At 65.0% G+C, this 15,422-nt stretch carries 13 protein-coding genes; 2 read left to right on the top strand and 11 right to left on the bottom strand.

The features are described 5' to 3' along the window. Positions 1 to 135: 135 nt before the first annotated feature. Positions 136 to 1,545 (bottom strand): type I glutamate--ammonia ligase, encoded by a 1,410-nt coding sequence (glnA, locus tag FFY45_RS07820; RefSeq protein ID WP_006449210.1) that lies wholly within the window; start codon positions 1,543 to 1,545, stop codon positions 136 to 138. 221 nt (positions 1,546 to 1,766) lie between these two features. On the opposite strand from glnA, the gene FFY45_RS07815 reads away from it, so the two are divergent. Together FFY45_RS07815 and FFY45_RS07810 are read left to right on the top strand one after the other, a co-directional pair. After that, positions 1,767 to 2,561 (top strand): undecaprenyl-diphosphate phosphatase, encoded by a 795-nt coding sequence (locus FFY45_RS07815; RefSeq protein ID WP_006449211.1) that lies wholly within the window; start codon positions 1,767 to 1,769, stop codon positions 2,559 to 2,561. Between the two features lie 137 nt (positions 2,562 to 2,698). Then, complete coding sequence (locus tag FFY45_RS07810; protein ID WP_176340001.1) at positions 2,699 to 3,508, top strand: META and DUF4377 domain-containing protein; 810 nt, start codon at positions 2,699 to 2,701, stop codon at positions 3,506 to 3,508. Between the two features lie 262 nt (positions 3,509 to 3,770). Here the strand turns inward: FFY45_RS07810 and FFY45_RS07805 are convergent, their stop codons facing one another. The 10 genes from FFY45_RS07805 to FFY45_RS07760 all read right to left on the bottom strand — a co-directional run bounded on the left by FFY45_RS07805 (position 3,771) and on the right by FFY45_RS07760 (position 14,825). After that, positions 3,771 to 4,382, bottom strand: coding sequence for a YbhB/YbcL family Raf kinase inhibitor-like protein (locus FFY45_RS07805; protein WP_176340000.1), 612 nt, complete (start codon positions 4,380 to 4,382; stop codon positions 3,771 to 3,773). A gap of 174 nt (positions 4,383 to 4,556) precedes the next feature. Then, a complete protein-coding gene (locus FFY45_RS07800) occupies positions 4,557 to 6,629 on the bottom strand; it encodes a tetratricopeptide repeat protein (RefSeq protein WP_176339999.1) in 2,073 nt (690 codons plus the stop codon). Between the two features lie 614 nt (positions 6,630 to 7,243). Continuing rightward, on the bottom strand, positions 7,244 to 8,230 hold the full coding sequence (locus FFY45_RS07795) for a YheT family hydrolase (protein ID WP_104549525.1): 987 nt from the start codon (positions 8,228 to 8,230) through the stop codon (positions 7,244 to 7,246). A 62-nt stretch (positions 8,231 to 8,292) separates the two neighbouring features. Then, positions 8,293 to 9,192: a lysophospholipid acyltransferase family protein gene (locus FFY45_RS07790; RefSeq protein ID WP_172839254.1), complete on the bottom strand. Its 900-nt coding sequence runs from the start codon at positions 9,190 to 9,192 to the stop codon at positions 8,293 to 8,295. 21 nt (positions 9,193 to 9,213) lie between these two features. Continuing rightward, positions 9,214 to 9,642, bottom strand: coding sequence for a hotdog fold thioesterase (locus FFY45_RS07785; protein ID WP_176339998.1), 429 nt, complete (start codon positions 9,640 to 9,642; stop codon positions 9,214 to 9,216). A gap of 206 nt (positions 9,643 to 9,848) precedes the next feature. Further along, positions 9,849 to 11,882: a phospholipase D-like domain-containing protein gene (locus FFY45_RS07780; RefSeq protein WP_176339997.1), complete on the bottom strand. Its 2,034-nt coding sequence runs from the start codon at positions 11,880 to 11,882 to the stop codon at positions 9,849 to 9,851. Beyond that, positions 11,879 to 12,451 carry a YceI family protein gene (locus FFY45_RS07775; RefSeq protein ID WP_023902099.1) on the bottom strand — a complete coding sequence of 191 codons (573 nt, stop codon included), beginning with the start codon at positions 12,449 to 12,451 and terminating at the stop codon, positions 11,879 to 11,881. Before FFY45_RS07775 ends, FFY45_RS07780 begins: the two co-directional genes overlap by 4 nt. Positions 12,452 to 12,454: 3 nt before the next feature. Beyond that, on the bottom strand, positions 12,455 to 12,931 hold the full coding sequence (locus FFY45_RS07770; protein WP_023902098.1) for a SixA phosphatase family protein: 477 nt from the start codon (positions 12,929 to 12,931) through the stop codon (positions 12,455 to 12,457). Between the two features lie 14 nt (positions 12,932 to 12,945). Further along, entirely contained in the window at positions 12,946 to 13,578 is a 633-nt protein-coding gene (locus tag FFY45_RS07765) for a ParA family protein (RefSeq protein WP_023902097.1), read from the bottom strand. A 329-nt stretch (positions 13,579 to 13,907) separates the two neighbouring features. Beyond that, positions 13,908 to 14,825: an AEC family transporter gene (locus FFY45_RS07760; protein WP_115037048.1), complete on the bottom strand. Its 918-nt coding sequence runs from the start codon at positions 14,823 to 14,825 to the stop codon at positions 13,908 to 13,910. Positions 14,826 to 15,422: the final 597 nt, after the last annotated feature.

Below are 15,422 nucleotides of genomic sequence, written 5' to 3'. Positions count from 1 at the left end.
GCGTCGCGATCCAGTGCTCTCTCGATACCCTTATCAAGACCCCTGCAAGTCCACGGAATGGACCATGGACCTATCGAACATGGGCGGCGATGGCGGAGGTGGGAGGGGGGGCCTCCGCCATCACCGCGGTGGAACTCAGTTGCCGTAGTACAGCTGGTACTCCAACGGGTGGGTCGCAGCACGGAACTTGGTGACTTCCTGCATCTTCAGCGCGATGTAGCCGTCGATGAAGTCGTCGCTCATGACGCCGCCGGCCTTGAGGAACTCGCGGTCCTTGTCCAGCGCTTCCAGCGCCTGATCCAGGCTGGAGCAGACCTGCGGGATCAGCTTCTCTTCTTCCGGCGGCAGGTCGTACAGATCCTTGTCGCTGGGCGCGCCCGGGTCGATCTGGTTCTTGATGCCGTCCAGGCCGGCCATCATCAGCGCGGTGAAGGTCAGGTAGCCGGACTGCAACGGATCGGGGAAGCGCATCTCGATGCGGCGCGCCTTCGGGTTGGTGACCCACGGAATGCGGCACGAGGCCGAGCGGTTGCGGGCCGAGTAGGCCAGCATCACCGGCGCTTCGTAACCCGGGACAAGACGCTTGTAGCTGTTGGTGCCGGAGTTGGAGAAGGCGTTGATCGCACGGGCGTGCTTGAAGATGCCGCCGATGTACCACAGCGCCATCTGCGACAGGCCGCCGTAGCCGTCGCCGGAGAACAAGTTGACGCCGCCCTTGGTCAACGACTGGTGCACGTGCATGCCCGAGCCGTTGTCGCCCACGATGGGCTTGGGCATGAAGGTCGCGGTCTTGCCATTACGGTAGGCGACGTTCTTGATGATGTACTTCATCGTCAGCAGTTCGTCGGCCTTTTGCACCAGCGAGCTGAACTTGGTGCCGATCTCGCACTGGCCGGCAGTGGCCACTTCGTGGTGGTGCACTTCAGTCTCGATGCCGACCTGTTCCAGCGTCTTGATCATTTCCGCACGCAGGTCGTGCAGGGTGTCGGTCGGCGGAACCGGGAAGTAGCCGCCCTTCACGCCGGGACGGTAGCCGCTGTTGCCGCCGTCGTACTTGGCGCCGGTGTTCCAGGCTGCCTCTTCCGAACCAACCTGGAAGAAGGTGTGGCCCATGTCGTTGGCGAAGCGCACCGAATCGAAGATGAAGAATTCCGGCTCCGGGCCGAAGAACGCCTGGTCGGCGGTTCCGGAGGACTTCAGATAGGCCTCGGCGCGCTTGGCGATGCCGCGCGGGTCGCGCTCATAGCTCTGCATGGTGGCCGGATCGAGGATGTCGCAGGTCAGCACGATGGTCGGATCGGCGAAGAACGGATCCAGATAAGCGGTGCCTGCGTCCGGGAGCAGGACCATGTCCGACTCGTTGATGCCCTTCCAACCCGCGATGGAGCTGCCATCGAACATCTTGCCTTCTTCGAACAACGCCGGCTCGATGATATTGGCCGGAAAGGTGATGTGCTGCTGTACACCACGCATATCGACGAAGCGCAGGTCGACGAACTCGACCTTGTTGTCCTTGATCAGCTTTTCAACATTTTCCACGGACATCGGAAGAAACCTCAGGGGAAGTTAAGTGGCTCGTGGGCGGTACTACAGCAGGGACCGTGCCAAGCGTCATACTTTCACAAGTCCTTGATTTTGCTTGCATCGCTAGAGGCCGCTCAGGCTGCACTAGCACCTTGGTGGTGCTAATTGATCGCAATGCGCACCGATATGGTGCATGCCGCAATGCACTATCCTGACGCCTCCCCCATCCCTCCCCCAGTCCGATGTCCGATCTGATCTCCGCCCTGCTGTTGGGCATTCTCGAAGGCTTGACCGAATTCCTGCCGATCTCCAGCACCGGCCACCTGTTGATCGCCGAACAATGGCTCGGACGCCGTTCTGACTTCTTCAATATCGTCATCCAGGCCGGCGCGATCCTGGCGATCTGCCTGGCGCTGCGGCAGAAGCTGTGGACCCTGGCCACCGGCCTGGGCGAACGCGACAATCGCGACTACGTGCTCAAGATCGGCGTGGCCTTCCTGGTCACTGCAGTGGTCGGGCTGATCGTGCGCAAGGCCGGCTGGCAGCTGCCGGAAACCGTGCATCCGGTGGCCTGGGCGCTGCTGATCGGCGGGCTGTGGATGCTGGTGGCCGAGCACTTTGCCGGCAAATTGCCCGAGCGCGACGTGGTGACCTGGAAGGTGGCCATCGCAGTCGGCCTGGCGCAGGTAGTGGCCGGCGTATTTCCCGGCACCTCGCGCTCGGCCTCGGCGATCTTCCTGGCCATGCTGCTGGGCCTGAGCAAGCGCTCGGCTGCGGCGGATTTCGTGTTCATGGTGGGCATCCCGACCATGTTCGCGGCCAGTGGCTATGCGCTGCTGGAGATGTACAAGGAAGGCGGCTTCGGCAGCGAGAACTGGGCCGATGTGGCGGTGGCCTTCGTGGCGGCGACCATCACCGGTTTTGTGGTGGTGAAGTGGCTGCTGGGTTACATCAAGAAGCATCGCTTCACGGTGTTTGCGGTCTACCGTATCGTGCTCGGCGCCGCGCTGCTGTTGTGGCTGCCGGCTGCGGCCTGACGCCTCAACTGTCGCCGCGCGGCATGCATGTTCAAGCGAGCGCGACATGCGTGGCACGCGCCCAGGCAGTGACGCCCGTCATTGCCCTGGCCGCGCGGTGGCGGTATCACTGAGGCATTGATCACCGGGAGCCGCCCATGCGTGTCATGTTCTTCGCCCCTGCACTGCTGGCGGCGGGCGTGACGGCCTGCGGGTCGGGCGCTTCGCCGGACGCACCCGGCTCCTCCCTCAGCGCTGCCGCGCAATCCGATGCGGTAGCCGCACCGGCCGCCGACAATGCCCCGCTGCGGGCCGCCCTGCGCGCACAGCACTGGCAGTTGCAGCAGGCCAGCGATGCGCACGGCACCGCGTTGCGCAGCCTGTTTGTCGAGGGCACTGCGCCACTGCAACTGGATTTCAGCGATGAACGCATCCAGGTCAGCCAGACCTGCAATGCGCTGGGCGCCAACTACAGCGTGGCCGATGCGCAGTTGCAGATCGGCCGGGTGGTGTCGAGCAAGCGCTTGTGTGCCGAATCACGGCGGATGGCGCAGGAGCGCGCCGCCAGCGAGCTGCTGTCCGGCCGTTTCGCGGTGGCGTTGAACAGCGTGCAGACCGCGCCACGGCTGACCCTGACCCGCAGCGATGGTACCCGCCTGGTCTTCGGTGGCATCGCCACCGCAGACACGCGCTATGGCGGCCCCGGCCAAACGGTGTTGATCGAAGTGGCCGCAGAGACGGTGCCGTGCGCCTCCGACCCATCGCGCCAATGCCTGCAGCTACGCGAGCAGGATGCAACGGGGCAGCCCGTCACCCAGCGCTGGCAAACCTTCGAGGGCAAGATCGAAGGCTTCGAGCACGAAACCGGCATCCGCACCTTGCTGCGGGTGACGCGTTATCCAGCTGCTGCAGGCGCAAACGGCGCACCGGTGTATGTGCTCGATCAAATGATCGAAGCCAGCGGTTAGCAGTCGAGTTTTGACTGCGTGGCGTAATCGCGTGATCGCCGATGCGATCCACGCGCGCAGATGCGACGTGCAGATGCAGGCTACTGACAGTAACTACCAACAGATAGCGAGCGGTCGTCAGATCAGATGCGGACGGCATGCAGGAGTGAAGTGATCGATTGATACATGCCACGACCGAGCCGCCGGGCAACGTGTGAACCGGCAGCTCTCCTCGGCAGCGACGGCGTCCGCATGACGGCGGCACAGCCGTTGTTAGGCGCTCTTAGCGCAGCGACGGATTCAATGTGTAGGTGCCATGCAATGCCGCCTCGGCCAGCACATGCCCTTGAATCGCCGACAGCACATCGGCCGCGGTGAAGGTCTCCGGCAGGCTGAGCGTTGCCACATCCAGCGCGAACACGCGGAAGAAATAACGGTGCACGCGCAAGTCGTTGAACGGCGGGTACGGGCCGTCGTAGCCCAGGTAGTTGCCGGCCATGTCGGCATTGCCGGCAAACCATTCGGTGTACGAATTCAGACCCTGACGCGCACCGGCCGGGCCGGCCGGCTGCGACTTGCCCTTGGGCAAAAAGCCGTCGCTGCAACTGGCTGCGGCGATCTCGTGCACTTCAGCGGGGATGTCGGCCATGGCCCAATGCACAAAATCGGTGCGTGGCTGGTCGACCGGAATCTGCACATCGTCGCGGCCTACGGTTTCCGGCACGGTCGGTACATCCGGATCCAGGCACAGCAGCGCGAACGAGCGCGTGCCTTCGGGCACCTCGCTCCAGGCCAGATGCGGGTTGCGGTTGGGCGCAAAGCCCTCCGGCGTTCCGGCCGCAAACTCCACCGCGATGGGCTTGCCGTTTTCGATGCTGTTGCTGGTCAGGCGCATGCAGGGTCTCCGTGAGGGATGATGCTGATCAGGGTGCCTGGGTCTGCGCAGCAGTGGAAGCCATCGCAATGGAACCCTCTGATGCGCTCGGTTGGGTGTATCGCTGCCGGTTCATCACGCCAGCGAACAATGCCGCGCCCACCCGACAGTGAGCGCAGCCATTTCGGTCGCCGCTCAGTCTTGCGGATAACCGAAGCGCACTGCGATCAACGTGAGCAGATCGAATTGCGCGCCCAGCACGCTGCGATAGTTGCGCCAGCGGCCCGATGCCAGGCGTGCGGGGCCGCGCGGCTCGATCAGCGGGAAGCTCAGCCCGAAGGCCTGTTCCAGTGCGGTGGAAATGCCCTGCGGGTCGCTCTCGATGCCGTCCAGACGGATGATCCGGTGCGGATACAGATCGCGCTCGTGCAGCACGGCGAGCTGCTCCAGCGCCGCCAGCAACCAGTCGGTGGCCTGCTGCGGCGATTGCACGGCCAACGGCGCAGGCGCACCGGCCGACAACCAGTCCAGCAGCATGTCGCGCGGGTCGCGCAGCGCGATTGCCAGCCGGCCTTCGGGCAGGTGCGGGCGCAGTGCAGTGAGCAAGGTGTTGTCCCACCACAGCAGCCAGTCGATGACGTTGCCGTCGTCGATACCGCGCCGCGGCAGTTGCGCCTTCCAGCCTTCCACCAGCGCCAGCGGCGCCAGTTCGCCGGAGGCCAGCTGTTCGACGCTGCGATAGCTCTGCAGCGCGTCGGACGGCGGAGTGGTGCCGTAACGGTCGTCGCGCACCAGCGGGGTGGCCGCGCCCATCACTGCGATCAGGCGTTCGACATGCGAACCGGGCACGCCCCAGACGAATAGCGGGCGCGCGGTCACCGCGTCGGGAATCGTACCCAACGCCGGCCACTGCATCGGCTGCTTCGCGGCCTGCGGCGGCAACGGCAGACGGTGCTGGGCCTGCTCGCGCTGGAACTGCATCCAGGTGGCCAGCGCCGCGTCGGGCTGGCCGGCGCGGTCCTGCACATTGCCCAGCCACGGCCGCAGCACGGTCTGCTGGTTCTCGGGCAGCGAGTCGATCAAGGATTGGACGCAGGCGATCGCTGCCGGCGGGTCGCGCTCCAGCAAGGCTTCGACGATGCGCTGCTCGCCGCTGATGCGGCCCGGCTCGACCGCCACGATCTGCCGCGCCACCATTTCGGCTTCTTCGGCATGGCCTTGCATGTCGTGCACGCGCATCAGCGCTTCCAGTGCGGGCAGATGCTCGGGCATGCCCAGCAGCCAGCGCTCGATCACCGCCTGCGCCTGCGGCCCGCCGACCGGCTCCACCGCCAGCCGCGCCAGCCATAGATCATGCGCACTGACCGAGGTGGCCAACGCCGCGTCCAGAGTGTCGCGTGCGTCGTCGACCGCGCCCAATCGCTCCCAGGCGGTCAGTAGCGCGTGCAGCGTGCGCCGGTCGGCCGGCCAGTGCGCAAGCGCCAGGCGCAAATGCGCCACGGCCTGGTCGGGGCGACCGGCCTGCAATTCCATTTCGCCCGCGAGCCGGCGCATGGCCGGGATGTCGCCACCGGGCTGGGCGAACACACCCTGCATCGCGGCCAGCGCATCGTCCAGGCGACCTTGGCGCTGGGCGAGCTGGGCGATGAAGGCGCGCAGCGCGGTGCCCGGCGGATTGAGCTCGACCACGCGCTCGAAGGCGCGCTCGGCGAACGCGAAGTGTTCTTTCTGCAGGTACGCAAAGCCCAGCGCGAACAGCACCCGGGGGTCGTCCGGCAACTGCTCGGCGGCGCGGGTGAGCAGCGACAGCGCGTGGTCGCTCTGGCCGCGGCGCAGCTCCACCACGCCATCGACGGCCAGCAGCTGCGGATGCTCCGGCGCCAACCGCGCTGCGGTGCGGCTCAGCCGCTGCGCATCATCCAGATCGCCACGCGCCACCGCCAGATGCGCTTGCATCACGTAGGCGTTGAACTGGTTCGGGTCGAGTGCGGTGGTGCGCGACAACGCGGCATCGGCCGCAGACAGATCGCGCGTGGCCAATAGCAAGCCGGCGCGCAGCAGATGCAGGTCGGCATCTTCCGGCGTCAGCGTCAACGCGGTTTCGATACTGGCCAGCGCCAGCGCTGGCTGACCCTGCTGCTGCAAGGCCAGGCCGAGCCAGCGATGCGTGGCGGCATCATCCGGCGCGCTGATGACCCACTCGCGGGCCAGCGCCACCGCATCGTCGGCCGCATTGCGGCGCAGGGCTTGGAGAATGGCGTCTTGCATGGCGGTGGTGTGTCCAGGACAAACGCCTATTGTAACGATGCGCGGTGGGACGGCTTAGGGTCTTATGCACATCGAAAAGATATGCGACACAGGGCAAGCACGCTGGGCACGCACATCAAGCTTCGGAAACAATGAAATCTTGCCCTGAAAAACGCGTGCTAGCTTGGATTTTCTTATCAAACGCGTAAAGCTCGGAAGGTTAAGAATGGTCGCTGGACATCTATTCATTGGGGAAAATGCATTCAACGTACAGGTTGAAGAATCAGTTGCTCGACCAATCAACGTACCAATGCCTATGGGGGCTCAGAGCTGGCAACCCCCGGGCAGAAGTAGGACCTTAGTTAAAGGCCCAACGCTACCTGCGCTCATAGGCACCGGGCTGCTGAAACTTCGCATAAATCAACAATGTTTTTACTTCGAGCCATTGCGTCTTGTTGCCAACGGATGGTGGGAAGGGACACTGAGCTCTTACGCGGACTAGCAATTCGTTCAAGTCGCTTTTGGCGCGGCGACTTAAAAGGCGCATCAGTTGCCTATTTTGTCTGACTGGGTAATTGGTGTGCCTGGAGCGATGCGCCGCGCATCACTTGGCACGGCAACGCAGAGAGCAAGCTCTAGAGCGCAGCGGTCAGCCGCTCGGCCACCCAACGTTCGGCAAAACCATCGCCACGGGCATTTTCCAGAAAGCCGCAGTGGCCGCCCCAGCGCGCGATTTCCAGCTGTGCGTGCGCGGGCAGATGCCAGCCGGCGAAATCGGCGAACGGAATCACCGGGTCGTCTTCGGCCATCAGGATGTGGACCGGCACCTGCAAGCCGGCCAGGCGTTCGCCGGCAATCGAATAACTGTCGAAATACGCCTGCAGCGAGCCGTGCCCGGTGTGCTGCTCGGCCAACCAGGCCATCAGGCCGCGCATGTCCAGCGCCAGGGTGGCATCGTCGTAGCCGTGCTGATCGGGAAACAGCTTGCGTTTGCGCAGCAGCGATTCGCGCCAACGCCGGCGGAAATACCAATCGTAGAACTGCGGGCCTTTTTCCAGCTGCAGCATGGTGGCGGCCGGATCCAGCAGCGGGCACACCGCTGCGACCCGCGCCACCGGCAGGCCGGCCGCCGGCGCGCGCAAGGCGAGCCGCAGTGCGAAATTGCCGCCCAGCGAGTAACCGGCCACCAATAACTGCGGCGCGGGAAAGCGCCGCCACAGATCGCCTGCAGCATTGACCACTTCATCGATGCGATCGGAGTGAAACAGATCCACATTGAGGTGATGGGTGCCGCCGTGATCGCGGAAATTCAGCCGGAACACCTGATAGCCCAGGCCCAGCAGGCGCGCAGCGGTGAGCCGCATGTAATTGGAATCGGCGCTGCCTTCCCAGCCGTGCAGCAACAGCACGGTGGCGCGCACCGGTGCATCGCCGGGCGGGATGCTCATCCAGCCCTGCAGGCGTACGCCGTCGCCGCCGTCGAGAATATGTTCGCTGGTCACCGCGCCGCTGGCGGCCAGCAACTGGCGGCTGCGGATCCGGCGCAACGCACTGCTGCCCAGCAGCGATTGCACATGCGGATTGCGCAACCAGCGGGGCGGCGAGTAGTCGGAGACGTTCATGCGCTCATCGGGCCAGGCACTGTCGCGTCGGCCGCAGGAGTGATGAGCATACGCATCGCGGGCTAGGACTCCATTGCCGCAATGATGCGTTGACGCGAGGTGTCGGCCAGGCGGCGACGTCCGTCGATATCCAGCGCGCGGATCGGCTCGAGAAAATGCACTTCGGCCAGCCGCGCCGGCTCGCCGAGCAGACGCACGATATTGTCGAAGAAACTCTCGCGCTCGCCGAACGCCACCACCGCCTGCGCATTGCCGCGCTCGCCGTAACGCAACGCCACCGGTTGCACCGGCACGCCGGCCTCGACTGCGGCCTGGAAGATGCGCGCATGGAACGGGCCGACCTCGGTGCCGCCGCGGGTGCGCCCTTCCGGAAACACGCCCACCGGCTTGCCGCTTTGCAGCCGCGCCAGCATTTCCTGCAGCACGCCGCCCAGCGATTCGGTATTGCCGCGCTGATGGAAGATGGTCTGGCCCTTGGCCGCCAGCCAGCCCACCAGCGGCCAGCCGGCGATCTCGCGCTTGGCCACAAAGCCCATCACGCGTTGGCTGTGCAGCATCGAGATGTCGATCCAGCTGACGTGATTGGCGACGAACAACGCAGCGCCCGGCAGCGGAGTGCCGAAGTGACGCAAACGAAATCCGAAGATGCGCATCAGATTGCCCTGCCACCAGCGGATCATCCACTCGTCCAGGGTGTCGTCGTGGCCGGTACGGATGCGCGCCAGCGGCGGCGCCACCACGCACAGCATGGTGATCGGCAGACAGATGCTCAGGTGCACCAGCAGTAGCGGTACCCGATACAGGTACCGGAACCAACGCAGCACGCCGCCAGCATCGCGCGTGGCGTCCAGGGATGACTCGCTCATTGCAGGAACGGGACCGGTACCAGGGGAAGGAAGCGCGACTATTGTGACAGCAGCTTGGCACGCGCGCAGTGCCGGCAGCGGGTGGCGCTGTTCCACCCATGTGCTTGCACGGCGGGCTCAGCCATTGCCGCGCGGGACCACGGCCAAGGTGAGCCGCGAAACGCACACGCGCTTGCCGGCCGGGTTTTCGATGGTGATGTCCCACACCTGCGTACTGCGCCCGATATGCACGGCGCGCGCGGTGCCAGTGACCACGTCTTGATACGCCGCACGCAGATGGTTGGCGTTGATCTCCAACCCCACGCACGTCTGGGTGGTCATATCCACGCACAGATTGCCGGCGCTACTGCCCAGGGTTTCGGCCAGCACCACCGACGCACCGCCGTGCAGCAAGCCGTACGGCTGCTTGGTGCGCGAATCCACCGGCATGGTGGCGCGCAACCAATCGTCGCCGGCGTCTGTGAACACGATGCCCAGATATTCGATCAAGGTGTCGCGGCTGGAGGCGTTGAGGGCGGCAAGATCGACTGGTTCGCGGAAGGTCATAGGCTGGGGATTGGGGATTGGGGATTGGGGATTGGGGATTGGGAATCGGGAATCGGGAATCGGGAATCGGGAATCGCAACAGCATCTGCGCCCGGAGGATCTGGTTCGACTGCCGCTGACTGCCCTGATTGATCCAGGCGCAGTTCCGTCTCCGCGCCAGAGACATATCGTCACGATAGCGGCCAGTGAGCGGCGCGCCTATGCGATCACAGAATCGGCACCAGGCCGGCACCGAAGGCGGTCAACATCCGCACCAGCAACCACTTCGGGCCGACGTTGACCTCGGGGAAGTCGCCCACCGCCACGTAGCACTGCCGGAACTGCGGGTCCTGCCGCTTGAGTGGAAACGGGCAGCCGGGGCCAGGCTGGAATTCGTAATTGGTGGCATAGCGCCAGGGCCAGAAATCCAGCACCGGCAACGATTCGGACACCTTGCCCACGCTGTAGTTCAGTCCGCTCAGCACCGGCGGCTTTTCGCGCGAGGCCACGGTCCAGGCATTTTCCGGGGCGATGTCGCGCTCGATGCTGGCAGCCAGCGCCTGCGCAAAGCGCGCATCGTCGATCACCACCGCCGCTTCGGTGTTGTAGTTCTCGCTGCGCGGGTCGAAGTTGTGCGTGCCGATCACGCCGATGCGCCGGTCCACCACCAACGACTTGGCATGCAGGCCCATGCGCGCGCCGGCGCGGGTGACCGGCAGCGGCTTGTTGACCGCACGCGTGCCCAGGAACGAGGGCCGCGTTTCGGTACGCAGCACACGTCGGTCGACCTCGCTGCCGCCGGGCGCACGCCCCGCGCCACCACCGCTGCCGCGAATGGCACTCCCCGGTGTTCCGCTGCCACTGTTGCTATTGCTGCCACCGCTGCCACGCACCGCGTTGCCGGCCGCACTGCCGCTGATCACGCGATTGATGCTGCTGTCGCCCTCGACCGGCTCGGCGGCCTGCGGATTGAGCGGGTCGGGCACCAGATTGGCGTAGTCCACCGGTGCATTCAGCGGAAATGGCTTGAACTCGTAGATGTTGAAGCCCAGCTCGCGCAGGTTGCGGCGTTTGAACTTGTACGACAGCGCATACACGATCGGGTTGTCGGTGGCCGCCAGGCTATTGCTCGAGACCACGATGCGTGGCGGCTGCGGGCGCGTGCGCAGTGTGCGGAAGATCGCCTGTGCCTCATCGGACAACACCAGATACGGCGTCTGCAGCAGCACTTCCTGCTGCGCACCGGCGATCAGGCCGTCCAGCTCCGGCGCGGTGGACACCGCCTTGGCGGCATGTTCCTTGCGGTGTTTTTGCGGCAGGTCGGCCACATACAGCACGCGCTGCACCGGCATGGCCGGGGTCACGAACGCATCGCGGATGAATTGCGCATCGCGCGCCTCACGGTCGACGCGCGCCACCCGCTCCGGGCGGCGGATGTCGGCCGGCGGCATTTTCGGCGCGCCCTGCTCCAGCAGCAGGCGGCCGACATCGTTCAGGCGCTCGGCCGGCACGCTGCGCTGCGCGCGCCAGAACGCGTCGAAATTGGCCGCCATCGCACGCACTTCCGGGCCGGCCAAAATCACGTCGCGGTCGCGGAAGTTGTATTCGCTGTCCCAGTCGAAATAGTCGTCCTGGTAGTTGCGGCCGCCGACCACGCCGAGCACATCGTCCACTACCAGCAACTTGTTGTGCATGCGCTGGTTGAAGCGACGGAAACAGCACACCACGCTGCCGGCATAGTCGAAGTAATTGAGTTTGACCTTGCCGAAAGTGGGGTTGTAGATGCGTAGCTGCAGATTTTCATGGGTGCTGGACAGCGCGCCGAGAATCTGCAGATCGGCGATCGCCGACAGCTGGTCGATCAGGATGCGCACCTTGACCCCGCGCTGCGCCGCGTCGATCAGTGCATCCAGCACCATGCGCGCGCTGTCGTCCTTGTCGAAGATATAGGTCTGCAGATCGATGCTGCGGGTGGCGCTGCGGATCAGATTGAGCCGCGCGACCAACGACTCTTCGCCACGATCGACGATGGTGGCGTAGTGCCGCGGCGCAGCCGCAGTGGAGCTGGTGATCGCCTCGCCACCCAGCGCGCGCAGCGGCGAGGACAGTGCACAGCGATTGGCCTGGGTGCAGCTCACCAGCGTACTGCGCGCGGCAGAAGCCACGCCTGCTGCACGGTTGCGTTCGATTTGCGACAGGCCGGCGCATCCGGTGCCGAGCAACAGCGTTGCCAGCACAAGCACCTTCAACAGGAAACTCACGGGCGCCGCGCCTCCTGCAACCGCCCACGCAGAACGAACGTCACCCTGTCACCCAGGGCCATCTGCCACGCATTCATTCCGTAACGTCCACGCAGCACCGTCCCACGACTGATCACGTCGCAATCATAGCCCGGCCGCGCGCATTCAGCTGGCGCCACATGCAGGGTCTCGATGTGCGTGATTCCGCGAATGGTCAGGTTGCCGGTGATGTCGCCCCCCTGCTTCACGACCGCTTCGGTGTAGGGAAGCGACTCGAATTCCACCACCGGGTACTGGGCGACATCGAAGAAATCCTCGCCGCGCATCCACGCGGTGTAGCGATCCTTGCCGGGGATTTCCACCTGGGTGGCGTCCAGCCGGAAGCGCACCTGTTGGCGTTTGTCTGGCAACTCCACCAGTTCACCGCGAAAACGCGGGAAGAACCCCTCGATCTTCATACCGAAGCGCGTTCTGATCTCGAACCCGAAGCGCGATTGCACCGGGTCGATGGAATGCACCTTCTGCTGCGCCATACAGGGCAGAGCGACCCAGAGCGCGAGCCAGGCGTACCAGCGCAGCGACGATGACACGGATCAAGGCCACCAGAAGGCGGTCAGGCGGGCGATCCCCGGTTCGATGGCTGCTTCCAGCGGCAGCGCCAGCAGGGCGATCGCGGCGGTAGGCATGCCACGGTAGTCGCCGGTCTGGCCGCTGTGCATCAGCGCTGCCAACCGCTCCAGCCCGGGGTTGTGGCCCACCAGCAATAAGCGCTCGGCGTCGCGGTGTTCGTCCACCAGGCTGGCCAGGGTGCCGGGCGTGGCTTCGTAGATGCGCTCGTCCAGGCGTTGTTCGATATAGCCGGTGAGCTCCAGTACCGCTTCCAGCGTCTCGCGGGCGCGCCGGGCCGGCGAGCACAGCACGCGGTCGGGCACCAGGCGCTGCTCGCGCAGCCAGCGGCCGGCCGATTCCGCCTCGGCGATGCCGTGCGGGGACAGCGGGCGGTCCAGATCGGCCTGGCCGGTATCGGCCGGCTCGGCGTGGGCGTGTCGCAACAAGATCAATTCGCGCATAGAAACTATCCGGTTTAGGCCTTCTTGAGCCACTTGAACAGCGGCTCCCAGTCCTGTTGATGGTCGCGCACCTGCGCCGAGCGGTAGTCAAACAGGCTGCGCCCCAGCCCGGCCATGACCACGTAGGCCTGGGTGTCGCGCAGCTGGGTCACCAGCGGATACGGCCAGGTGCCGATCATCTCGGCAGCCTGCTGCGAGGTCTGGGTCCAGGGGCGCGCGCGATTGAGCACCAAGCCCACCGGCAATTTGCGCTGGTGCACGCGCGGCACCTTGGCCAGCGTGTTGAGGAAACCCACCACCGCTTCGATATCCAGTGCCGAGGACAGCACCGGCACCACGATGGCATCGACGTGGTCCAGAAAGCCGCTCAGATCCTCGGCCATCGCCCCGGCCGGGGCATCGATGATCAGCTGATCGGTGCCATCGGGCACTGCGGCCTGCCAGTTGCGACGGCGGGTGGCGTCGATCGGCAGCACCGCACTTTCCAGACTGGCGCGACGCTGCGCCCAGCGCGTGGACGAGCCCTGCGGATCGGCATCTGCCAGCACGGTGCGCTGGCCCTGCAAGGCCGCATGTGCGGCCAGATTGGTGGCGATCGTGGTCTTGCCTACGCCGCCTTTGGAGCCGGCCACCAGGACTGTCTTCATGCACGCCTCGCTTCCGGGAGCAAGCCGGCAGCGTACACCGCGACACGGTGAGGAAGTAGTCGAAAGACGTTAAACCGCTCGACTGCCAGCCGGGCGATCTTCCAACAGCCGTAATCCATGCTCGGAAAATCCCAGTGCTGCGCGCGTGCGCAGCAGCTTCTGCGCGACCTGCGCCTGCGTCATGACCTCGCGCGCTGTGGTGTCGATTGGCGGCTCTGCATGCAGCGCATTGTCATCGCACTGCAGCATTGGCTGCGAGGCTAACGCGGGTGCGCGTTGAACCTGCGATGCGGCAGTACCGACGTGGCAGCGCGAGTTCGCGCCTGGCATCACGCCGCCAGACGTGCCAGCAACCAGGCCCAGGCAGGCAAGGTCAGCAGCGACAGCAGGATGCTGTAGCCAACCATCGCTGCGGCCAGGCGCGGTGCCAGCCGATGCGAGATGGCCAATGCGGCGGCGGTGATCATGGTAGGCATGGCCGATTCGAGGACGTTGGTCTGCAACATCGCGCCATGCAGGCCAAGCGCCCAGGACAACGGCAGTGCCAGGATCGGCATCAACGCAAGTTTGAAGACCAGCCCCACTGCCAGCGGTTTTAACTCGTCCGCAGGCAAACGCAACTGCAGCGAAAAGCCGACCGCCAGCATCACCAGCGGCAGCATCGCATCGGCCAGACTCTTCAATCCCGAACCGATCCAGGTCGGCGGCTGCTCCGGCATCAACGTCAGTGCGAACAACAGCGCCCACAGCGGCGGAAACCGCAGCACCCGCAGCAGGATCATCCGCGCGGTAGGTGGGGTGTCGCCGCTGTAGCGCGCCAGCACATACAACCCAAACGTGGACAGCAGCACGAAAGTACCGAACTGGTCGTAGACCACCGCATACGGCAGCGCGTGATCGCCGATCAACGCGCGCACCATCGGAAAGCCGATGAAGCTGGAGTTGGTGAACACCACGCACATCAGCAGCGCAGCGTATTCCTCGCGTTTGAATCCAAACACACGGCTACAGCCCCACAGCAGCGGCACGATGATCGCGGTCAACACCCACGGCGTGGCGATCACCCCACCCAGCGAAGCATCCAGATGCAGGCGCGGCACATAGGTCAGCACCGAGGCCGGCAGGCAGATATACAACACGATGCGATTGAGCACGTCGGCGCTGTTGTCCGGCAGCACCCGCAAGCGGGCGAACAGCAGACCCAGCCCCAACATCGCCAGAATCAACGCAAATGCATCCACCGCCATGGCGTGATCGTGTCCATTGGAAAGCGATGCACAGGATCGCATAGCGCGCAGCACAGGCATCGGCGGAGGGCTGGCTTGGCATCGCGCTAACCCGAAGCAGCGAGACTTCCATCGTTTGCCTATCCGAAACCAGTGTGTCGAGTGCGCGGCGTCCTCGCCGCTCGCGGGACACGCCATGAACCCGTCCCTGGGGGCTCGGTGGCGGCCTCCATGCCGCCACACGGTCCCGCAAGCGGCGAGGACACCGCACCAGAGAGTTAGTCGGTGGCTATTTTAAAACCATACACACCGACACTCTCGACGGGCCCTTGCCCGCTCACCGTCGCGGGACCTTACGCGGCATGGATGCCGCGTAAGAGCCTACATGGACGTACTTGCGGCGTGTCCCGCGATGGTGGGCGGGCAAGGGCCCTGCAGCCAAGCCGCAGATCAGCCGCCCAACAACAGACGCATCCACACCGTTTAACCACCTCTCAAGACAACCGAGAGCTTGAGCGCCAGCTTTGTTTGGATGTTCCCAAGCCGAGCGGTTGAGGGCACGTTGAGCTGCGCCTTGCGCATTGCGCCAAGTATGGCGTGATGGATGAAGTGCACCAA

Origin of the sequence: Xanthomonas hortorum, assembly GCF_011305375.1 — a bacterium.
In the GTDB taxonomy this organism is placed as follows: Bacteria; Pseudomonadota; Gammaproteobacteria; order Xanthomonadales; family Xanthomonadaceae; genus Xanthomonas; species Xanthomonas hortorum_E.
This window is presented reverse-complemented; position numbering and strand designations above follow the sequence as displayed.